The sequence below is a fragment of the Streptomyces minutiscleroticus genome, assembly GCF_014650875.1.
Taxonomy (GTDB): Bacteria; Actinomycetota; Actinomycetes; order Streptomycetales; family Streptomycetaceae; genus Streptomyces; species Streptomyces minutiscleroticus.
In genome coordinates this window covers 17,890-37,546 of record NZ_BMVU01000028.1, presented here as the reverse complement: position 1 = coordinate 37,546, position 19,657 = coordinate 17,890, and the positions used below count along the sequence as shown (strand labels likewise).

Sequence of the window (19,657 nt, the reverse complement as noted above, 5' to 3'; positions counted from 1 at the left end):
TGTTCCGGCGGCTCCGGAAGATCGTCGTCCTACTAGAATCCTGGCGACCGTCACGGGGGAAGAACGTCATGGACACGGTAATCATCCAGCTGCCCGAAGACATCCGCACCCGCCCCGGAGGGGACCGCCGAAGACCCCGGCTCCTGCACATGGGACCCGGAGAGACCAAGGACTTCGGGCGCGGTTCGCCCGGCATCACCCTGCCCGTCGTCCTGCCGGACCCGGGCGTCTCCCGGCACGCGGGCCGGATCGAGGCCGCGGGGGACTACTGGCGGCTGTCCAACTTCAGCCCGGCCGCCACGTACGTCGTCGAGAACCTCGAAGGGGCGGGCGAATACGTCAAGGTCGCTCCCGGGCGGCTCGGCGCACCCGTGCCGTTCGAGTTCTCCCGGGTCGTCCTGCCGGCCCTGGAGGGCAATGCGTCCTTCAAGGTCTTCGCGCCCCAGCACGCCTACGCCGAGGCCGGGACGGGCCCCGCGCTCGGCGAGCAGACCGTGAGCCCCTTCTCGCTCGACCCCACGGCCAAGTATTTCCTGGTTCTCGTCGCCCTGTGCGAGCCGCGGCTGCGCACCTCATCCGGCGCGGCCCTGCCGGGTGCGGGGGAGATCGTCGAGCGGCTGCGGCCCCTTGAGGCGTGCCGCGACCTGACCCGTTCCGCCGTGAACTACCACATCGACTACCTGGCTTCGGCCAAACTGCGCCTGCGGTCCGCCGAGGACGACGGCCGTCCGGACCGGGACGGCGCACGCGTCGGCGCCAAACGGGAGGATCTGGTCACCTTCGCCCTGCGCTTCAACCTCGTGCGCGAGGAGCACCTGGCGGTCCTGCCCCGGCGTTCTCTCCGGCCGTGTCCCGCGGGGGGAGAGGCATGAGTCGTCACTCCGTCCCCGTGCCCGACGTGCCCGTCGGCTACCGCATCGGGGAGTGGGAACTGACCGAGCCGATCGGGACGGGGGCCTGGGGCAGTGTGTACGCCGCCCGTTCCACGGCCGACGGCACGCCGGTGGCGGTGAAGCTGTGGCACACCGACCGGCTCGCTCCCGGACAGCGGGCCGCACTGGACGAACTCGTCTCCCGGGAGGTGCGGTTCAGCCAGGAGGCCGACCATCCGCACCTCGTGCGCACCCGTGCCGTGTGCGTCATCAGCGACCCGGACCGGCCGCCGCTGGACGGGGCCGTCGCCTTGGTCATGGACCGGGCCGACCACAGCCTCCAGGACCTTCTGGACGCCGCGGACCCGGAGACGCCCGGGCCGGTGCCCGGGGCCGAGCGCATCCTGCGCCACGTGGCGGCCGGACTGGCGCACATGCACGCCGCGGGACGGGTGCACGGCGACCTCAAACCCGCCAACGTCCTGCTGACCACGAGCGGCGAGACCTGGCTCGCCGACTTCGGCCTGACCGCCGAACTCGACGGCACGCACGCCTACATGCCCCCGCTCGGCACCCTCGACCATCTGCCGCCCGAGTGGTGGTCGGAGCGCACCGGGGTACGCGGCACCGTCGTCCGGCCCAGCGCCGACATCTGGGCGTTCGGTGTTCTCGCCCACCAGGTGCTCACCGGTGGACGTCATCCGTTCCCGGGCGCCGCGGCCCGCGCCCGCGCCCTGGCCGCCCAGGCCTACGCGCGCGGGACGGCGCCCCTGAGCCTGGACGAGAGCGTCCCCGCGCCGTGGCGGGCCCTCGTCGGCGACTGCCTCACGCCCGACCACGCGAGCCGTTCGCGGCACGACGCCGCCGCCGTCCTGACACGCGTGCGCGCCCTGGGCGCACCGCGGCCCGCCGCCCGTCGGCTGCGGCGCGCGGTGGTGGGGGCGGTGGTCCTCGCCCTGGCGGCCGCCGCGGCCGGCGCCGCCGTCCTGCTGCCCGATGGCACCGGCCGCCCGACGACGGGGGGAGCCCCGCCCACCACGGCGAGCGCCCCGGCCGCCGCTGCGACGACGCCGTCCGCGCCCGCGCACGGCGCCATCCCGCCCGGCTCCGACGTCCCCGTACCGCTGCGCGACGTCATCACCCGGGCCGCCCACCGCTGCACGGAGGAGGAGATCACCCCGGTCGTGCTGGCCGCGATGCTCAAGGCGGAGAGCGGCTTCGACGCCGACGCGGCCCGTCCGCGGAGCGACGAGTACGGCATCGCCCTGTGGACACCCGCCGTCTTCCGCGCCTGGGCCGTGGACGGGGACAAGGACGGTGTCAAGGACTACATGTCGCCCGCCGACGCGATCATGACGATGGGCGGGTACGTGTGCTGGCTCGCCCAGCGGTTCGAGGAGGAGGGCCTGACCGGCGACATGCCCGCCCTCGTCGCCGCCGGATACCGCACCAGCGACCGGACCGTCATCGAGGCGGGAGGCGTTCCGGAACAGGTCGAGGGCCATGTCGCCGAGGTCCGCCGGCACCTCGCCCGGTACACGCGCTGAGCCGTCCGGCGCCGCGGACGGCAGGGACGCCCTGACGGCTGTCAGGGGCCGGACAGCCGTATGGCCGCCTGGAGCTGTCGACCGTCGGCCGGACACCGCGCACGTGACGCCGACGGACCGCATCGCATCGACAGGGGGGACACACTCGTGAGGAAACCGCTGCGCCGCTCCGCGACGGCGCCGGCCGTGGCCGCGCCCACCACTGGCGCCCTCACCACCTCGGCCGCTGCCGTTCCGGCGGACCGCGCCTCGGCAGCGGCCGTCGCGAACGGCGGCGACCCGGCCTCACCGATGTCTGCATCTGGGCCACCGACGTCGATCTCCGCAGCCGGCCGCGGACTCGCCGCGCCTGGCCGTCCGCTCGCGGTACCGGCTCGACGCCGTGTGCCAGACGCAGGGGGCCGTACGTGTACGACCCCGCCGTCGGCGGCAACAGCTGGCGGACGGCGGTCGTGGAGTCTTCCGGCAGCGACGTCGCCTGGGTGAACAGCCTCTACCTCCGGGGCGGCGAGAAGGTCGCCGGTGTGCCGGACTGCTGGGTCCCGACACCGTCGGGGACGAACAAGGGCGAGGGGCCCGCCACCGTGGCGAGCCCCTCGATCCTGTTCGCGGTGGTGCGGGCTCAGTACCGGCCGGCGCCGATCAGAACCAGCCGGTGTTGAGCAGGGGGTGACCGTCGCAGACGAGCAGCGCGCGCGACACCCGGCCGTTCAGGTTGTTGCCGATCTTCGTGTAGGCGTAGTTGATGCCGGGGTCGACGGACTCGGCGACCCAGGCGTCGGCGTTGCCCGCGCCGGAGTTCGAGCGCTCCAGCACTGCCGAGCAGTTCTGCCGGGAGTTCTCGATCCGGGCGAAGGAGCCGCAGCGGTCGGAGTAGAAGTACTTCAAGGACATGCCCTCGAAGGTGAGGGTGTTCCCGATCTGCCGGAACGTGCCCGCGCAGCTCGAGATCGTCGGGTACTGGCCCTCGTTCGCGTACGCCCCGTAGTTGCCGCCCTGGGCCGGGGCGGCCTGGGCGGTCAGGGGAGTGAGCGCCACCACGGCGGCGGCGCCCCCCAGGGCGAGCAGGGTCCTGAGCGGACGTCGTGACACGATCCCTCTTTCCGGTCGGTTCGGCGCTGACCGGGTGCGCGGCCGCCGGCTCTCGTCGGCCAACCCGCGGCGCCCCCGCTGACGGCGACCGTACGGGCCGGAACGAGGGTGGCAGTACCTGACAGGTGTCAGGGGACGGAATCGCGAAGTCCGTGTCAGAAGGGCCGGTCGCCGGCGATGGCGACGCGTTCGGCGACGCGCCGGTGCGGGGCGTAGTCGTTGACCGCGTAGTGCTGGGTGGCCCGGTTGTCCCAGAACGCCACGTCGCCCCGCTGCCAGCGGAAGCGGACCTGGAACTCGGGCACGTGCGCCTGCTGGAAGAGCAGCCGCAGCAGCCGGTCGCTCTCCCGCCGCTCCATGCCGACGATGTGCGTGGTGAAGGAGGCGTTGACGAAGAGCATGCGGCGCCCGGTCTCCGGGTGGCGGCGCACCACCGGGTGCTGGACCGGCGGGAACTGCTCCTGGAACGGCGCGAGCCGCTCGGCCGGGTAGAAGCGGGCGAAGCCCGGCAGGTAGTCGTGGACGGCGTACGCGCCGTCGACGCGTTCGCGCACCTCCCGCGGCAGGTTGTCGTAGGCGGCGGCCATGTCGGCCCACAGGGTGTCACCGCCGAAGGGCGGCACCTCGCGCAGCTGCAGGACGGCGCCCAGGGCGGGCCGCTCCCGGAAGGTGACGTCGGTGTGCCAGACGTTCTCGAAGGTGGGGGTGGCGCCCGCGGCCTTGTCGAACCGCACCACCTCGTCGGCGTCACCGGTCGCCAGCAGCGGGTTGGTCTCCAGCTCGCCCCAGTTGCGCGCGAAGGCGCGCTGAGCGGCCGAGGTGAGGTGCTGGCCCCGGAAGAAGAGGACCTTCCACTCCAGCAGCGCCCGGTTCAGCTCCTCGCGCAGCGCGTCCGTCAGCGGCCGGGAGAGGTCGACGCCGCGTATCTCGGCGCCGATCGTGCGGGCCTGCGGCACCGGCTCGAAGAGTTCGTAGGGGCGTTCCTCCGCCCCGGTGGGCAGCCGGTCGAGGACGCGGACGCCCTCGTAGACGCCGTCGGCGGGGATGCGGTGGTCGCGCAGGACGGGAACGGGGGCGGACGTGGTGACGGTCACGGGAGGTCTCCTGTCGCTGAGTGGCAGGGCTCGGTGAAGGGGGAGGGCGGCGCACGGACGGCGGGGCGGCGCACGGAACGCACCGGGCGGGAGCCGTCGGACGCCGACGGCGCATGGTGTGCGGGGAACGGTGTGAACGGCCGACGCTCCCACGGGCCGTCGCGCGAAGGACGGCTACGTGCGGGAAGCGGGCCCGCGGCGGTCGGACGCGGAGGTCAGCGACAGCCGCGGCGGGTACACGGCGGGGAGCCGATCCGCCCGCGGCGGCACAGACAGCTCAGGCCGCGGGAGGCGCACGCGTGCGGGCCGTGGCTCGACGGCCCAGTCCCACCGGTGATCGCGTACGTGGTCATGGCCGCACCGTAGCACCGGGACGGCGTGCGGCGACAGGTCCCCCGGGGCGGACGGCGGTGCTCCGCCGCCCGGCGGGCGGGACGGCCGCCCGCCCCGCCCGCCGGGCGGGCGTGGCGGGAAAGGGCCCCCGTCAGCCGGCGGCGTCCCCGGCCGTCCCGGCCGCGGTGCCCTGCGTGAGGCCGGTGGCCGGCCGGACGAGGTCCACGGCGTCGCGTACGAGGTCGACTGCGTCGTCTTCGCGACCGGCTTCGACGTCGGCGCCTCCGGCGTCCTCTCCGGGAACCTGCCGGTGCACGGGCGCGGCGGCGTCGCGCTGACCGGCGCGTGGCGCACCGGTCCCCGGACGCTGCACGGCTTCTACGGCAACGGCTTCCCCGACCTCTTCCAGCTGGGCCCGCTGCAGAACGCCGGCGCCGTCAACTTCGTCCACGTCCTCGACGAGCAGGCCACCCGCGTCGCCGAGGTGGTCGCCGAGGCGCGCCGGCGCGGGGCGGGCGCCGTGGAGCCCACCGAGGAGGCCGAGCGCGCCTGGGTGGACACCATCCGCAAGAAGGCGGCCGGCCTGTACGAGTCCCAGGCCGAGTGCACCCCCGGCTACTACAACGACGAGGGCGTGCCCCGGCAGCGCAGCGAGTCCTACGGCGACGGCCCGGTCGCGTTCCACGCGCTGCTGAGGGAGTGGCGCGCGAGCGGCGGCATGGACGAGGTCCTGGCGGACGCGCGGTGAGCCGGGACAGCGCGCGGGCGGACACGCCGGACACGGCGCCCGGCCGCTTCGGCGCCGCCGGCCGGCACCGCGCCCGGAGCGAGCACTGGGACCTGCGCCGGCTCAACCCGCCGAACCCGCTGTGGGGCTCCAACGGTGTGGCGTTCGGCCCGGACGGGCGGCTCTGCGCGGCGCAGTACCTGGCCGGGCGGATCAGCGCCGTCGACCCCGCCACCGGGGACGTCGAGACGGTGGTGGAGGCGGACGGCCCGGTGCTCTCGCCGGACGACCTGGCCTTCGGCGCGGACGGCTCGATGTACATCGCGGACCTGGTGCCGGGGAAGGTGCGGCGCCGCAGCCCCGCCGGGGAGTACTCCCTCGTCTCCGACCGGGTGAAGCTTCCCAACGGCATCACCTGCGTCGGCGACCGGCTCTTCGTCAACGAGACGCGGGTGGACGGGCGGCTCCTCGAACTGTTCCCGGACGGCCGCGACCCGGTCGTGCTGACCGGCCAGGTCTGGCGCATCCCGCCCGACGGCGGCACGCCCGAACCGGTCGCGGAGGACGTCCACGAGCCGGTCGCGGTCCGCTTCGACGAAGACGGCGTCCTGCACGTGCTGTCGCGCGGGGCGGCGGGCGTCGTCACCCGCGTCGACCTCCACGGCACCGGCTCCCGCACCGTCGTCACCAGCGGCCTGACGGACCTGGACAGCGCGGCGTTCGACGCGGAGAACCGCATGTTCGTCTCCAGCTTCGCCAGCGGCGGCGTCACGGACCGGACGGCTCGCTGCTCCTGTCGGCCAACGGCGAGGGGACGGTGCTGCGCCTGGCGCGCCGCGCACGTCGCCCCAGGCCGGAGGGTTCCGCGTAAGGAAGTCGTCAAGGTTGTCGCCGTGACCGTATGAGGGTCGTCAAGGGGCGGGGGCGCCGATCCGCGCCCCCGCCCCCCGGCCGTACGATCGGCACGTCACGGCGACGGAAAGGACGGCACGCGATGACCCGGGTGCTGGTGGTGGAGGACGATCCCCAGCTCGCACGGGCTTTCGTGATCAACCTCAAGGCCCGTACGTACGAGGTGGAGGCCGCGCGCGACGGCGCCGCGGCCCTGCGGCTGGCCGCCTCCGCCCCGCCCGACGTGGTCCTCCTCGACCTCGGCCTGCCCGACATGGACGGCATCGAGGTGATCCGCGGGCTGCGGGGCTGGACGCGGGCGCCCATCCTGGTGGTCTCCGCGCGCAGCACCTCGGACGAGAAGGTCGAGGCGCTCGACGCGGGGGCCGACGACTACGTCACCAAGCCGTTCAGCATGGACGAGCTGCTCGCGCGGCTGCGCGCGGCGGTCCGCAGGACCGAGACGGTGGCACCGCCGGCCGGGGACACACCGGTCGTCAGCGCCGGGGACATGACGGTGGACCTGCTGGCCAAGAAGGTCACCCGCGGCGGCCGCGACGTCCGGCTCACCCCCACCGAGTGGCACCTGCTGGAGGTGCTCGTGCGCAACCCCGGCCTGCTGATCACCCAGAAGCAGCTGCTCCAGGAGGTGTGGGGCCCCACGTACGGCACCCAGACGAACTACCTGCGCGTCTACATGGCCCAGCTGCGGCGCAAGCTGGAGGCCGACCCGTCGCACCCGCGGCACCTGATCACCGTGCCCGGCATGGGGTACCGCTTCGAGCCGTGACGGCCCCGCACCCGCCCCGCGCGGGCGCCCCGGCCCCACCGCACTCCGGACAGGAACGACACACCATGGCACGCGGCAAGCTACGGATCTACCTCGGCGCGGCACCGGGCGTCGGCAAGACCTACGCCATGCTGTCCGAGGCCCACCGCCGGACCGAGCGCGGCACCGACTGCGTCGTCGCCCACGTCGAGCACCACGACCGGCCCCGTACCGAGGTGATGCTGCACGGCCTCGAAGAGGTGCCGAGGAAGGAGCTCTCCTACCGGGACGCCGTCTTCACCGAGATGGACGTGGACGCCGTGCTGCGCCGCCGCCCGGCCGTCGCCCTCGTCGACGAGCTGGCCCACACCAACGTCCCCGGCTCGCGCAACGCCAAGCGCTGGCAGGACGTCGAGGAGCTGCTCGCCGCCGGCATCGACGTGATCTCCACCGTCAACATCCAGCACCTGGAGTCCCTGGGCGACGTCGTCGAGTCCATCACGGGCGTACGGCAGCGGGAGACCGTCCCCGACGAGGTGGTGCGGCGGGCCGACCAGATAGAGCTGGTCGACATGTCACCGCAGGCGCTGCGCCGCCGCATGGCCCACGGCAACGTCTACGCGGCCGACAAGGTCGACGCCGCCCTGTCCAACTACTTCCGGCCCGGCAACCTCACCGCCCTGCGCGAACTGGCCCTGCTGTGGACCGCCGACCGCGTCGACGAGTACCTGCGGCAGTACCGCGGCGAGCACGGCATCCACTCCACCTGGCAGGCCCGCGAGCGCATCGTCGTCGGCCTCACCGGCGGGCCCGAGGGGCGTACGCTCATCCGGCGCGCCGCCCGGCTCGCGGAGAAGGGCGCGGGCGGCGAGGTGCTGGCCGTCCACGTCTCGCGCAGCGACGGCCTGCGGGCCGCCTCGCCCAAGGAGCTGGCCGTCCAGCGCGTCCTCGTCGAGGACCTCGGCGGCTCCTTCCACCACGTCGTCGGCGACGACGTCCCGCAGGCCATGCTGGACTTCGCCCGCGGGGTCAACGCCACGCAGATCGTGCTCGGCGCCAGCCGGCGCAGGACGTGGCAGTACCTCTTCGGGCGCGGCGTCGGCGCCACCGTCGCCGTACGCTCCGGGCCCGACCTCGACGTGCACATCGTCACCCACGACGAGGCCGCCGGCGTACGGCGCGGGCTGCCCGTGGCGCGCGGCGCCCGGCTCGGCCGCCACCGTGTGATCTGGGGCTGGATCGCCGGCGTCCTGGGGCCCACGCTGCTCGCCCTGCTGCTGACCCACGTCGACGCCGACCCCGGCCTCGCCAACGACATGCTGCTGTTCCTGGCCCTGACCGTGGCCGCGGCCCTGCTCGGCGGGCTGCTCCCGGCGCTGGCCTCGGCCGCGTTCTGCACCCTGCTGCTCAACTATTTCTTCACCCCGCCGCTGCACCGGCTGACGGTGTCGGACCCGAAGAACATCGTCGCCATCGTCATCTTCGTGTCCGTGGCCGTGTCGGTCGCCTCCGTCGTCGACCTCGCCGCCCGCCGCACCCACCAGGCGGCCCGGCTGCGCGCGGAGTCGGAGATCCTCTCCTTCCTCGCCGGCAACGTGCTGCGCGGCGAGACCAGCCTCCAGGCCCTCCTCGACCGGGTCAGGGAGACCTTCTCCATGGACTCCGTGGCGCTTCTGGAGCGCGGCGGCGACATGGAGCCGTGGACCTGCACCGGCAGTGCGGGCGGCGCCCCGCCGCCCGCGCGCCCCGAGGACGCGGACGTCGACATGCCCGTCGGCGACCACATGGCGCTCGCCCTGACCGGGCGCGTCCTGCCCGCCGAGGACCGCCGCGTCCTCGGCGCGTTCGCCGCCCAGGCCGCCGTCGTCGTCGACCGCGAGCGCCTGGTCGACGAGGCGGAGCGGGCCCGCGAGCTGGCCGAGGGCAACCGCATCCGCACCGCCCTGCTCGCCGCCGTCAGCCACGACCTGCGCACGCCCCTGGCCGCCATCAAGGCGGCCGTCACCTCGCTGCGCTCCGACGACGTCGACTGGTCGCCGGAGGACGAGGCCGAACTCCTGGCGGGCATCGAGGAGGGCACCGACCGCCTCGACCACCTGGTCGGCAACCTGCTCGACATGTCCCGCCTGCACACCGGCACCGTCACCCCCCTCATCCGCGAGATCGACCTCGACGAGGTGGTGCCCATGGCGCTCGGCGGCGTCCCCGAGGACAGTGTGCTGCTGGACGTACCGGAGAACCTGCCCATGGTGGCGGTCGACCCCGGCCTGCTGGAGCGGGCCGTCGCCAACCTCGTGGAGAACGCCGTCAAGTACAGCCCGCGGGACGAGGCGGTCCTCGTCGCGGCGAGCGCCATCGGCGACCGCGTCGAGCTGCGGATCGTCGACCGCGGCCCCGGCGTCCCCGACGAGGCCAAGGACCGTATCTTCGAACCGTTCCAGCGCTACGGCGACGCCCCGCGCGGCGCCGGGGTCGGCCTGGGCCTCGCCGTCGCCCGCGGCTTCGCCGAGGCCATGGGCGGCACCCTCACGGCCGACGACACCCCGGGCGGCGGCCTCACCATGACACTGACGGTACGGGCGGCGGCGGAACCGGCGGCCCCGGCGGGGGACGGCTGACGACGGCGCGAGCCGGTCGCGCCCACCGTCGCCCACTGATCGGAACGACGGGTCATCAGATGTGCATGAATTGTGTACGATCTGTGTCTCAATCGCATCACCGAGGGGGGATTTCCTCATGCGCAAGAACAGTGTCGTGGTGGCCGTCGTGGCCGCCGGCGCGTTCGCCGCCCTGAGCGCCGTCCCGGCGCAGGCCGCCGAGTACTCGTCGGCGCTCAAGGTCCGCGGCGTCCAGTACGACGCGCCCGGCCGGGACTCCAACAGCTGCTCCACCGGCAACACCAAGCAGGAGTACCTGACCGTCAAGAACTACTCGAAGACGGCGACCGTGAACCTGAAGGGGTACGTGGTCAAGGACGCCACGGGCAACCGCTTCACCTTCACCAAGAGCCACAAGCTCGAACCGGGCGACTACGTGAAGCTGCGCGGCGGCAAGGGCACCGACTCGGACGCCGGCAACGTCGTGTACCGCAACAACTGCAACTTCATGTGGAACAACGACAAGGACACCATCTACCTGTACAAGCCCTCCGGCAGCCGCGCCGACGTGCACTCCTACACGAAGAGGGCCGACGACCGCGACGGCAACGGGTACATCGCGTTCCACGGCTGACGGCACCGCGGCGCCCGGCCCCCTGCGCCGGGGGGCCGGGCGCCGCGACGGTGCGCCCGGTCAGCCCGCCACCAGCCGGCCGGCGACGTCCGCCAGGTGGCGGCCCTGGTAGCGGGCGGCCTCCAGGGTGGCCTCGTCCGGGGTCTCGCCGCCGCCGCTGGGCCAGCTCGTGCCGTACGGGTTGCCGCCCGCGTTGAACAGCAGCGGGTCGGTGTAGCCGGGCGGCACGATGACGCAGCCCCAGTGGTAGAAGACGTTGTTGAGGGACAGCAGGGTCGACTCCTGTCCGCCGTGGCGGTTCATCGCCGAGGTGAAGCTGGTGGCGGGCTTGTTGTGGAACACGCCCGCCTGCCACTGGCCCCCGGTGAGGTCGATGAACTGCTTCAGCTGCGACGCCACGTTGCCGAAGCGGGTGGGCGTGCCGAAGGCGTAGGCCGTCGCCCACTCCAGGTCCTCCAGGGTCGCCTCCGGGACCTCGTTCTTGGTGGCGTCCACGTGCGCCCGCCAGGCGGGGTTGGCGTCGATGGCGGAGTCGGGCGCCAGCTCCGGCACCCGCCGCAGCCTGACCTCGGCACCCCGGCTCGCCGCGCCCTTGGCCAGGGCGTCGGCCAGGGCGTGCACGTTGCCGGTGGCGCTGTAGTAGATGACGGCGACTCGAGTCCCCATGAACGTCTCCTTGTGCGTAAGGGTGCTGTCCATGCGTTCCCGGAACTCCTCCGCGACCGCGCGGCCGTCCTGAGGACCACCCGTTCACCCGCGGATCGCCCCGGTCCGTGCCCCGTCCGGAGTACGGGCGGGGCACGGACCGGGGCTGCCGCGGTCCGACGGGGTGCCGGGAACAGGCCGCCTCCCGCGGCGCCCTCCAGCGCATGCTGCGCGCCCGGCCGGGCGGGAGCCCCCGGGCCGCGGGACGCTGCGCCTCCGGGGCCGGGTCGGGGCCGCCCGGGCCGGCCCCACCGTACGGCCGCCGGGAGGGCCACCGCCCCCGGCGGCCGTACGGGCTGCTCCGGGCTCCTGGTTCCGTCGCCATGGATGGCGGTGGCCGCCCGGAACCCACCGTCCCGCCGAGGAGGAACCTCCGCGGGCGGTGGCGGCGGCCGGGGCTCAGACGGGCAGCTTGGCCTTGGCGCTGCCGACGCCCGACTTGACGCCGCCCACCGCGGCCTTGGCGCCGCCGCCGACGGTGGACGTGACACCGCTCGCCGCGGACCTGGCACCGCCGGCCGCGGCCTTGGCACCGCCGCCGACGGTGGAGGTCACGCCGCCCACCGCGGACCTGACGCCGCTCACGGCCGCCGCCGGGCGCGCCCCCGCCCGGGCGGACCGCTGCGCCAGCTTGGCCTCGCGGCGCAGCGTGCGGGCGCCGTGCCGGGTGCGCCACAGCAGCGACGGGGCGCCGCCGGTGTCGTCGGCCGCGATCAGCAGTCCGCCGAGCATCGACATGTTCTTGAAGAAGTGGATCCGCTGCTGGGCGCGGGCGCCGGGGTCCTCCTCCTCCCAGAAGCGGTGGGCCGCCAGCGTGGTGGGCACGGTCGTCGCCGCCAGGGCCAGCGCCGCCAGCCGCGGCGCGCGGCCGAAGGCCAGCAGGACGCCGGCGCCGACCTGGACGGTGCCGTTCAGCCGTACGAGCTGCTCGGTGCCGTCGGGGAGGACCTGGACGCGCTCGGTGATCGGCCGCACGACCGGCTCCGCGGCCGGTGCGACGGACTTGGGGTCGCGCAGGCTGTGCAGCCCCCCGGTGATGAACATCGAGGCCAGCATCGGGCGGCCGATCACTCGCAACAGACTCATGGCACTCTCCAGACGTGTCGGTGTGTACGGCCATCCACGTGTTCCCTGCTCGACGGGGCGTAATCGACGATCCGGGCGCAGCCGCACCCGGAAGGACGAGCCCGGTGACCGGGTGGGCGCAGGGGGGGGACGAGGGGGCACATGGTGGGACGGCCGTCCGTCACGGGTCGTCCGTCACGGGCTCCGCGGCGCGGAGGGCTCGCGCCCGTCGCCGGGGCGGGGTGCGGGGGCCGGGCGGGGCGGCCGCGGCGGCCCGGTGCGCACCGAGGGCAGCGCGACGACCACGAGGACGGCCGCGACCTGCCACGCCGCGCCGAAGCCCAGCACGGCCGACGTGCCCAGGAGGGCGGCGGCCGGTCCGGCGGCGGCCAGTCCGACCGGCCCGAGCGCGAAGGCCCCGAAGGAGCCGAAGGCGTCGACCCGGGCCAGCCTGTCCGCGGGGACGGTGTGCTGGACGGCGGTGGTGTAGAGGGTGTTGCAGACCGCGGTCCCGACACCGGCGAGCAGTGCGGCGGCGCAGATCCACGGCAGTGACCCCCCGGCGGCGAGGGCACCGGCGGGGAACGCCCAGCCGAGCGTGGCCACCGTGCCGGTCAGCAGCGGACGGCGCGGCCGGCGGCCCAGCAGGGCGAGCCCGCCGGCCACCGCTCCGCCACCGTACAGGGCCATGACCAGGCCCCACGCGGCCGCGCCGCCGAACCGCGCGTCGGCGACGACCGGGCCGAGCACCAGGAACGGCGCCCACACGAAGAGGTTGAAGCAGCACACGTGCACGGTGGTGACCCACAGCCAGGTCCGCGCGGTGAACTCCGCCCACCCCTCGCGCAGTTCGCGCAGGAACGACGGGGCCGCGGCGGCGGTGCGCGCCGTCCGCGGCAACAGCGGCAGCGTCGCGAGGCCGACGGCGTAGCTCGCGGCGTCCAGGGCGAGGACGGCCGGCGCGCCCGCCACGGCGGTCAGCGGACCGGCGAGCGCGGGACCCGCGACGGAGGCGGCCGAGCGGGCCAGGACGAGCACCGCGTTGGCGTCCGCCAGCAGGCCGGCGGGCACGGTGTGCGGGACGAGGGCTCCGAGGGCCGGTGTGAACAGCGCCTCCGCGACGCCCCAGAGCGCCACGAGGGCGACGAGCGCCCACAGTTCGGGCGCGCCGTCCAGCAGGACCGCGACCAGGCCGAGCTGGGTGAGGCAGCGCACGGCGTCGGCCGCCAGCATCACCGGCCGGCTGCCCACGCGGTCGCCGACCACCCCGCCGACGAGCAGGGTGAGCACCAGCGGCACGATCCGCGCCGCCAGCACCCAGCCCAGCTCGGTGCCCGAACCGCCCGTCCCCAGGACGGCGAAGGCCAGCGCGACCGAGGCCATCGCCGACCCCAGCAGGGAGGTGGTGTAACCGATGAAGAAGCGGCGGAAGTCGCGTACGCGCAGCACCGAGAGGCGTCGTCGTTCGAGGGGCATGGACGCAGGGTGCGGCGCCCCGGACGCGACACGCCAGAACCGAGGCGAAAAGAAGTTGAGCCACCTCTCCTCAACTTATGCTGGAGGAGGCGCAGGCATATGCGTGATTTACTGCGGTGCATCGTCGACGGGGCGAGGGGGAGGACGGCCGTATGGGTGAGCCGGTGGAGTACGCCGTGGCCGCCGAGCGGTTCCTGTCCGCCGTCCCCCTGGGCGAGGGCTCGCGCCGGGTCTACCGCATCGCCCTCACCACCTGGGCCTGGGCCCTGGCGGACCGCACGCCGCCGGCGGGGCACGACCGCCGCAACGCCGTGCCGCCCGTCCTCCCGCTCGGCCTGCTGGACGGACCGGCCGCCGCGGACCGGCTGCGCGCCGCCCTGGACGCGCGGACCGGAGCCGTCGGAGCGCGCACCGCCAACCGCGAACTGTCCGTCCTCGTCGGCGCCGTGACGTGGTGGCGGGCCCAGGGCTGGCTGCGGCACGACCCCACGGCCGGGCTGCGCCCCCGCGCCGCGCCGCGACCGGGCCCCGGCGGCGCGCGCCTGGAGCCCGACCAGGTCCGTGCGGTCCTGCGGCTCCCCGCCGACCTGCGCGAACAGGCCTTCTGGCACCTGCTGTACGAGACCGGGGCGCCGATCGAACGCGTCCTCGCCCTCGACGTCGACGACCTCGACCTGCCGGGGCGCCGCGCCCGTGTCCGCGGCCACCCGCCCCTGCGCTGGGGCGACGGCTCGGCCCGGCTGCTGCCCCTGCTGGCCCTCGGCCGGGTCGGCGGGCCGCTGTTCGCCACGCGCCGCGGCCGGCTCTCGTACCGGCGGGCGGCGGAGCTCTTCGGGGCGGCCACCCGCCCGCTCGACCCGGACGGGCGCGGCTGGACGCTCCGTCAGCTGTCGGCGGCCGGCCGGGGGGAGCGGGCCTGAGGGGCGGGCGGTGCCGGCCGCGCGAGGACGGCGACCGCGTTGGCGGCGACGATCGCGCCGATGGCCGACCACTCCGTCCGGTCCAGCCCCTGGCCCAGCCCGAGCCACCCGACGACGGCCGCGAGGACGGGGTTGACGCTCATGAAGAGTCCGAAGGCCGGGGCCGGCACGCGGCGCAGGGTGACCAGGTCGGCGAGGTACGGCACGGCGGACGAGAGGACACCGGCGGCCACGGCGTACCCCAGGGCCCCTGCGGTCGGCGGCCGGTGCGCGGCGAGGACGACGCCCACCGGCAGGAACAGGACGGCGGACAGGGCCGCGGCCGCCGCCGATCCCTGCGCTCCGGGGACGCGGCGGCCGACGGTGCGGTTGAGCAGGATGTACGACGCCCAGCAGACCGCCGCGAGGAGCCCGAGGCCCATGCCCACGTAGTCGGCCGAGGGCTGCGGGCGCATCAGGACGACGACACCGGCTCCGGCGGCCACGGCGCAGCACAGGTCCGTCCGGCGGCGCGAGGCGGCCAGGGCGACGGTGAGCGGGCCGAGGAACTCCAGGGTCACCGCCAGGCCGAGGCCGACGCGGTCGATCGCGCTGTAGAGGGAGAGGTTCATCGTGGCGAACACCGCGGTCAGCGCCATGACCGGCCGCCACTGGTACCAGGTGAGGGCGCGCAGCCGGGGACGGCCGACGGCCAGCAGCACGGCCGCGGCGACGTACTGGCGCACGGCGACGACGCCGACGGGTCCGATGACAGGGAAGGCCAGGGAGCCGAGCGCGGCGCCGGTCTGGTTGCACAGACCGCTGCCGACCATCGTGGCGACACCGGCGAAGCGGCGGCCCGCGGCCCGCGGCCGCACTCCGGCCTCCTGCCGCGGTCCGGAGCGCGGCCGTGCCGCGGAGCGCGCTGCGGGCCGTGACGGCGGGACGGGGCACGGATGCGGACGCTGATGCGGATTCGAGGGTTCCTGCGGGGCGGCAGGTGCGGGGACGGCGCACATGGCCCGATCGTGCGCGCGGCCCGCGCCTGCGCAAAATGTGCCGGCGGTGCCGTCTATACGCTGGCGTCATGGATGTGGAGCTGCGGCAGCTGCGCTGTCTCGTCGCGATCGCCGACGAAGGGACCTTCACCGACGCGGCCATCGCCCTCGGCGTCTCCCAGGCGGCCGTCTCCCGCACCCTGGCCTCCCTCGAACGGGCCCTGGGCGCACGGCTGCTGCGGCGGACCTCCCGCGAGGTGACGCCGACGGCGACCGGATTGCGCGTCCTGGCGCGGGCCCGCCGGGTGCTCGGCGAGGTGGACGACCTGGTCCGGGAGGCCACCTCCGGGCACACGCTCCTGCGGATCGGCTACGCCTGGTCGGCCCTCGGGCGGCACACGCCGGCCTTCCAGCGCCGCTGGGCCCAGGCGCACCCCGGTACGGAACTGCAGCTGGTCCGGGTGAACTCCGCCACCGCGGGCCTGGCCGAGGGCGCCTGCGACCTGGCCGTCGTCCGCCGTGCGCCCGACCACCGCGGCACGGACTGCGCCGTCGTCGGCCTGGAGCGGCGCCTGTGCGCCCTGGCCGCCGACGACCCGCTGGCCCGGCGCCGCTCGGTGCGCCTCGCCGACCTCGGCGGGCGCACCCTGGCGATCGACCGGCGGACCGGCACCACCACGGCCGAGCTGTGGCCGCGGGAGATCCGTCCGGCGACCGAGGAGGTCCACGACGTCGACGACTGGCTGAACGTGATCTCCACGGGCCGCTGCGTCGGCATGACGGCCGAGGCGACCGCGCACCAGTACCCGCGGCCCGGGGTCGTCTACCGGCCGGTGCGCGACGCCGAGCCCGTCGCGGTGCGTCTCGCCTGGTGGCGGGAGGACGCGCACCCCGCCACCCAGGCCGTGGTCGACCTGCTCACCACGCTGTACCGCAGCGGCTGACCGCCCGCCTCTCCCGCGCCCCCCGGGGGGAGTCCGCCGCACCGGCCCGTGCGCACCGCGCGGCACGGCCGGGCCGCCGTCGCGCGCGGTGCCGCGCACCGTCCCCGGCCTCCGCCCGGAGCGGCGCACGGACCGGCGGGGCGGCTGGCGGACGCATCACGTGTATGTGCCGTGTAGGTGTCCGCATCGTTTCTCCACGACAAGGGCAGGGTCACGGATGGTGAAGCCGTCCGATGGGAAGGGGACCACGGACGAACCGCGCCGAGAGGCCGCCCTCGCCGCCCGGTGCGCACGCCGATGCCCGTGTTCGTCGGTACGAGGAGGAGCCATGTCGTCGCCGGTTTCGTCGGCCGGAGCCCAGCCGCAGCCGCCCTTCCAGCCGCGGCGACCGGCGCCGCCCGTGCCCCGGTCGCCGTCACGGCCGCAGCCCCAGCCGGTGCTGGGCCCGCCGGCGCCCGCGGCCCTCTTCCTCGTGGTCACCGTCCCGCCCGGCGGCGAGGAGACGGTGCGCGGGCTGCTGCCGGACCTCGCGGGACTGCAGCGGTCCATCGGCTTCGCCAGCCCGGAGGCGGCGCTGACCTGCGTGGCGGGGGTGGGCTCCGACGCGTGGGACCGCCTGTTCGGCGCGCCGCGGCCCGCCGCGCTGCACCCGTTCGAGGAGCTGAGGGGGCCCCGGCACACCGCCGTGTCCACACCGGGCGACCTGCTGTTCCACATCCGCGCGGGGCGCCCGGACCTCTGCTTCGCGCTGGCCGCGGAGGTCCTGCGGCGGCTGCGGGGCGCGGTCGTGGTGGTGGACGAGGTGCAGGCGTTCAAGTACTTCGACTCCCGCAACCTCCTCGGCTTCGTCGACGGCACCGAGAACCCGGTCGGGCAGGGGGCGGCGGACGCCGTGCTGACGGGGGAGGAGGACGCGGGGTTCGCGGGCGGCAGCTACGCCGTCGTGCAGAAGTACCTGCACGACGTGGACTCCTGGGAGGCGCTGGCGGTCGAGGCGCAGGAGAAGGTGATCGGCCGCACCAAGCTGACCAACCTCGAACTCGGCGTGCCCGGCTCCCACGTCGAGGTGAACACCGTGCTGGACGGCGACGGCAGGGAGCAGCGCGTCGTGAGAGCGGCCATGCCGTTCGGACGGCCGGGCCAGGGGGAGTTCGGCACGTACTTCATCAGCTACGCCCGCGACCCGCACGTCCCCGAGACCATGCTGCGGCGGATGTTCCTCGGGCTGCCCGGGACCGGCCACGACCCGATCCTGGACTTCTCCCGCGCGGTGACCGGCACCCTCTTCTTCGTCCCGTCGGCCGACTTCCTCGACGAGGCCGCGGAGCGCGGCGCGGCGCGCTGACCGGACGCGTCCGGCGCGCGGTCCCGAAGGACCGCGCGCCGGGACGTCACGCCGGGTCCGCCGGGGTCAGGGGCGCCAGCCGTACTGCGGCGGGATGCGGACGTCGCCGCCGAGCTCGCGGGCCGCACGGCGGGCCCAGGTGGGCTCGCGCAGGAGCTGGCGGCCGACGAGGATCGCGTCGGCCTCACCGTTGGCGAGGATCTTCTCCGCCTGCTCCGGGTCGGTGATCTCGCCGACCGCGGCGGCCGGCATCCCGGTCTCGTTCCTGACGCGGGCGGCGAACGGCACCTGGTAGTTCGGGCCGACCGGGATGGTCACACCGTCCGCGTTGCCACCGGTGGAGACGTCCATCAGGTCCACGCCGTGCTCGGTGAGGACGCGGGCGAGGGCGACGGTGTCGTCCGGGGTCCAGCCGCCCTCCTGGAGCCAGTCGGTGGCGGAGACGCGGAAGAGCAGGGGCAGCTCCTCGGGCCACACCTCGCGCACGGCGTCCACGACCTCCACCGCGAGGCGGATGCGGTTCTCGAAGGAGCCGCCGTAGGCGTCGGTGCGCTTGTTGCTGTGGGAGGAGAGGAAGCTGTGGATCAGGTAGCCGTGGGCGCCGTGGATCTCGATCACCTGGAAGCCCGCCTCCAGGGCGCGCCGCGCCGAGGCGCGGAAGGCGTCGACGACCTCGCGGATCCCCTCGGTGCTCAGCTCCTCCGGGAGGTGCAGGCCGGGATAGGCCACCGCGCTCGGGCCGACCGGCGTCCAGCCGTGCTCGTCCGGGCCCACCGCGCGGTCGCCCTCCCAGGGCTGACTCGTGGAGGCCTTGCGCCCGGCGTGCGCGAGCTGGATGCCGGGGACGGTGCCCTGCCCCTTGAGGAACTCGGTGATCCGCTTCAGCCCCGCGGTCTGCTCCTCGTTCCACAGCCCCAGGTCGTTGGGGGAGATGCGTCCCTCGGGGACCACACCGGTGGCCTCCACGATGATCAGGCCGGTGCCGCCCGCGGCGCGCGCCGCGTAGTGCTGGAAGTGCCAGTCCGTGGCCACGCCCGCCGCGTCGCCCGCGGGGGCGGCGGAGTACTGGCACATCGGGGGCATCCACACGCGGTTGGGGATCGTCACGGACCGCAGGGTGTACGGCTCGAACAGGGCGCTCACAGAGGACTCCCGTGGTTCAGAGGGGGGGAAGGCCGCCGGCCGCGTGCTGCGGTACGCGGCCGGCGGCCTTCTACGATAGTCCTCGTAGTACGTCATGCGTCAAATTACGGGAAGCCTCGTACAATGAGGCGTCCGTCACCCACCGGGAGCCGACCCACCATGACGAAACAGCAGGCAGTGGCCGTCCCCCGCGCCACGGCACGGCGACCGCTGCCCCATCCGGAGCGCGCCGAGATCCGGCTCACCGCCGTCCTGCACGCGCTCGCCGACCCGATGCGGCTGCGCGTGGTGCGCGCGCTCGCCGAGGACGGCGGCGAACTGTCCTGCTCGGACGTCGAACTGCCGGTGACCAAGTCCACCTGCACCCACCACTACCGGGTGCTGCGCGAGAGCGGCGTGCTGCGGCAGGTCTACCGGGGCACCGCCAAGATGAACCGGCTGCGGCGCGAGGACCTGGACGCACGGTTCCCCGGCCTGCTCGACACGGTCCTCACCGCCGCGCGCCGCCACCCCGAGAGCTGACCGC

16 protein-coding genes and 3 pseudogenes are annotated in these 19,657 nt (G+C 74.8%); 12 read left to right on the top strand and 7 right to left on the bottom strand.

What is annotated here, in order from left to right; genetic code table 11:
* Window positions 1-68 precede the first annotated feature (68 nt).
* The 3 genes from IE271_RS24550 (at window position 69) to IE271_RS42250 (ending at window position 3,081) form a co-directional block, all read left to right on the top strand.
* Window positions 69-872: a serine/threonine protein kinase gene (locus tag IE271_RS24550; RefSeq protein ID WP_190192595.1), complete on the top strand. Its 804-nt coding sequence runs from the start codon at window positions 69-71 to the stop codon at window positions 870-872.
* Window positions 869-2,419 carry a serine/threonine-protein kinase gene (locus IE271_RS24545; protein ID WP_190192594.1) on the top strand — a complete coding sequence of 517 codons (1,551 nt, stop codon included), beginning with the start codon at window positions 869-871 and terminating at the stop codon, window positions 2,417-2,419. The genes IE271_RS24550 and IE271_RS24545 overlap by 4 nt, the downstream gene beginning before the upstream one ends.
* A 407-nt stretch (window positions 2,420-2,826) precedes the next feature.
* Window positions 2,827-3,081, top strand: coding sequence for a hypothetical protein (locus IE271_RS42250; protein ID WP_229919540.1), 255 nt, complete (start codon window positions 2,827-2,829; stop codon window positions 3,079-3,081).
* Here the strand turns inward: IE271_RS42250 and IE271_RS24535 are convergent.
* Together IE271_RS24535 and IE271_RS24530 are read right to left on the bottom strand one after the other, a co-directional pair.
* Window positions 3,062-3,511, bottom strand: coding sequence for a hypothetical protein (locus IE271_RS24535; protein ID WP_229919539.1), 450 nt, complete (start codon window positions 3,509-3,511; stop codon window positions 3,062-3,064). The two genes, IE271_RS42250 and IE271_RS24535, sit on opposite strands and share 20 nt — an antisense overlap.
* Before the next feature lie 155 nt (window positions 3,512-3,666).
* Window positions 3,667-4,605, bottom strand: a complete 939-nt coding sequence (locus tag IE271_RS24530) for a TauD/TfdA dioxygenase family protein (protein WP_190192593.1) — start codon at window positions 4,603-4,605, stop codon at window positions 3,667-3,669.
* Between the two features lie 553 nt (window positions 4,606-5,158).
* On the opposite strand from IE271_RS24530, the pseudogene IE271_RS24525 reads away from it, so the two are divergent.
* The 5 genes and pseudogenes from IE271_RS24525 to IE271_RS24505 form a co-directional block, all read left to right on the top strand.
* Window positions 5,159-5,686 (top strand): annotated as a pseudogene (locus tag IE271_RS24525) (monooxygenase); the annotation flags it as partial.
* A gap of 92 nt (window positions 5,687-5,778) precedes the next feature.
* Window positions 5,779-6,441, top strand: a pseudogene (locus IE271_RS24520) (SMP-30/gluconolactonase/LRE family protein); the annotation flags it as partial.
* 218 nt (window positions 6,442-6,659) lie between these two features.
* Window positions 6,660-7,346, top strand: a complete 687-nt coding sequence (locus IE271_RS24515) for a response regulator (RefSeq protein ID WP_190192592.1) — start codon at window positions 6,660-6,662, stop codon at window positions 7,344-7,346.
* 65 nt (window positions 7,347-7,411) lie between these two features.
* Complete coding sequence (locus IE271_RS24510; protein ID WP_190192591.1) at window positions 7,412-9,943, top strand: DUF4118 domain-containing protein; 2,532 nt, start codon at window positions 7,412-7,414, stop codon at window positions 9,941-9,943.
* 118 nt (window positions 9,944-10,061) lie between these two features.
* Window positions 10,062-10,556, top strand: a complete 495-nt coding sequence (locus IE271_RS24505) for a lamin tail domain-containing protein (protein WP_190192590.1) — start codon at window positions 10,062-10,064, stop codon at window positions 10,554-10,556.
* A gap of 60 nt (window positions 10,557-10,616) precedes the next feature.
* Here IE271_RS24505 and wrbA read toward each other — a convergent pair whose 3' ends face one another.
* The 3 genes and pseudogenes from wrbA to IE271_RS24490 all read right to left on the bottom strand — a co-directional run bounded on the left by wrbA (window position 10,617) and on the right by IE271_RS24490 (window position 13,802).
* The gene (gene wrbA / locus IE271_RS24500; protein ID WP_190192652.1) at window positions 10,617-11,222 is read right to left on the bottom strand and encodes an NAD(P)H:quinone oxidoreductase; all 606 of its coding nucleotides are present in this window, start codon (window positions 11,220-11,222) and stop codon (window positions 10,617-10,619) included.
* A gap of 597 nt (window positions 11,223-11,819) precedes the next feature.
* Window positions 11,820-12,347, bottom strand: a pseudogene (locus tag IE271_RS24495) (DoxX family protein); the annotation flags it as partial.
* 174 nt (window positions 12,348-12,521) lie between these two features.
* Window positions 12,522-13,802 carry an MFS transporter gene (locus IE271_RS24490; protein ID WP_190192588.1) on the bottom strand — a complete coding sequence of 427 codons (1,281 nt, stop codon included), beginning with the start codon at window positions 13,800-13,802 and terminating at the stop codon, window positions 12,522-12,524.
* A gap of 152 nt (window positions 13,803-13,954) precedes the next feature.
* On the opposite strand from IE271_RS24490, the gene IE271_RS24485 reads away from it, so the two are divergent.
* On the top strand, window positions 13,955-14,722 hold the full coding sequence (locus IE271_RS24485; RefSeq protein ID WP_190192587.1) for a site-specific integrase: 768 nt from the start codon (window positions 13,955-13,957) through the stop codon (window positions 14,720-14,722).
* Here the strand turns inward: IE271_RS24485 and IE271_RS24480 are convergent.
* Window positions 14,686-15,534 (bottom strand): EamA family transporter, encoded by an 849-nt coding sequence (locus tag IE271_RS24480; RefSeq protein WP_229919550.1) that lies wholly within the window; start codon window positions 15,532-15,534, stop codon window positions 14,686-14,688. The genes IE271_RS24485 and IE271_RS24480 overlap by 37 nt on opposite strands.
* A gap of 254 nt (window positions 15,535-15,788) precedes the next feature.
* Between IE271_RS24480 and IE271_RS24475 the strand changes: the two genes are divergently transcribed.
* Window positions 15,789-16,643 carry a LysR family transcriptional regulator gene (locus IE271_RS24475; RefSeq protein ID WP_190192585.1) on the top strand — a complete coding sequence of 285 codons (855 nt, stop codon included), beginning with the start codon at window positions 15,789-15,791 and terminating at the stop codon, window positions 16,641-16,643.
* A gap of 436 nt (window positions 16,644-17,079) precedes the next feature.
* A complete protein-coding gene (locus IE271_RS24470; protein ID WP_308435210.1) occupies window positions 17,080-17,988 on the top strand; it encodes a Dyp-type peroxidase in 909 nt (302 codons plus the stop codon).
* A gap of 66 nt (window positions 17,989-18,054) precedes the next feature.
* Here IE271_RS24470 and IE271_RS24465 read toward each other — a convergent pair whose 3' ends face one another.
* Window positions 18,055-19,131 (bottom strand): NADH:flavin oxidoreductase/NADH oxidase, encoded by a 1,077-nt coding sequence (locus IE271_RS24465; RefSeq protein WP_190192583.1) that lies wholly within the window; start codon window positions 19,129-19,131, stop codon window positions 18,055-18,057.
* A gap of 159 nt (window positions 19,132-19,290) precedes the next feature.
* Between IE271_RS24465 and IE271_RS24460 the strand changes: the two genes are divergently transcribed.
* Window positions 19,291-19,653 carry an ArsR/SmtB family transcription factor gene (locus IE271_RS24460; RefSeq protein ID WP_190192582.1) on the top strand — a complete coding sequence of 121 codons (363 nt, stop codon included), beginning with the start codon at window positions 19,291-19,293 and terminating at the stop codon, window positions 19,651-19,653.
* Window positions 19,654-19,657 lie beyond the last annotated feature (4 nt).

What these genes read in the sequence shown, in the direction of transcription:
- IE271_RS24510 (WP_190192591.1), top strand. Translation starts at nt 7,412, where the DNA reads ATGGCACGCGGCAAGCTACGGATCTACCTCGGCGCGGCACCGGGCGTC.
- IE271_RS24515 (WP_190192592.1), top strand. Translation starts at nt 6,660, where the DNA reads ATGACCCGGGTGCTGGTGGTGGAGGACGATCCCCAGCTCGCACGGGCT.
- IE271_RS24485 (WP_190192587.1), top strand. Translation starts at nt 13,955, where the DNA reads ATGGGTGAGCCGGTGGAGTACGCCGTGGCCGCCGAGCGGTTCCTGTCC.
- wrbA (WP_190192652.1), bottom strand. Translation starts at nt 11,222, where the DNA reads ATGGGGACTCGAGTCGCCGTCATCTACTACAGCGCCACCGGCAACGTG.
- IE271_RS24545 (WP_190192594.1), top strand. Translation starts at nt 869, where the DNA reads ATGAGTCGTCACTCCGTCCCCGTGCCCGACGTGCCCGTCGGCTACCGC.
- IE271_RS24480 (WP_229919550.1), bottom strand. Translation starts at nt 15,534, where the DNA reads ATGGTCGGCAGCGGTCTGTGCAACCAGACCGGCGCCGCGCTCGGCTCC.
- IE271_RS24475 (WP_190192585.1), top strand. Translation starts at nt 15,789, where the DNA reads ATGGATGTGGAGCTGCGGCAGCTGCGCTGTCTCGTCGCGATCGCCGAC.
- IE271_RS24490 (WP_190192588.1), bottom strand. Translation starts at nt 13,802, where the DNA reads ATGCCCCTCGAACGACGACGCCTCTCGGTGCTGCGCGTACGCGACTTC.
- IE271_RS24460 (WP_190192582.1), top strand. Translation starts at nt 19,291, where the DNA reads ATGACGAAACAGCAGGCAGTGGCCGTCCCCCGCGCCACGGCACGGCGA.
- IE271_RS24505 (WP_190192590.1), top strand. Translation starts at nt 10,062, where the DNA reads ATGCGCAAGAACAGTGTCGTGGTGGCCGTCGTGGCCGCCGGCGCGTTC.
- IE271_RS24550 (WP_190192595.1), top strand. Translation starts at nt 69, where the DNA reads ATGGACACGGTAATCATCCAGCTGCCCGAAGACATCCGCACCCGCCCC.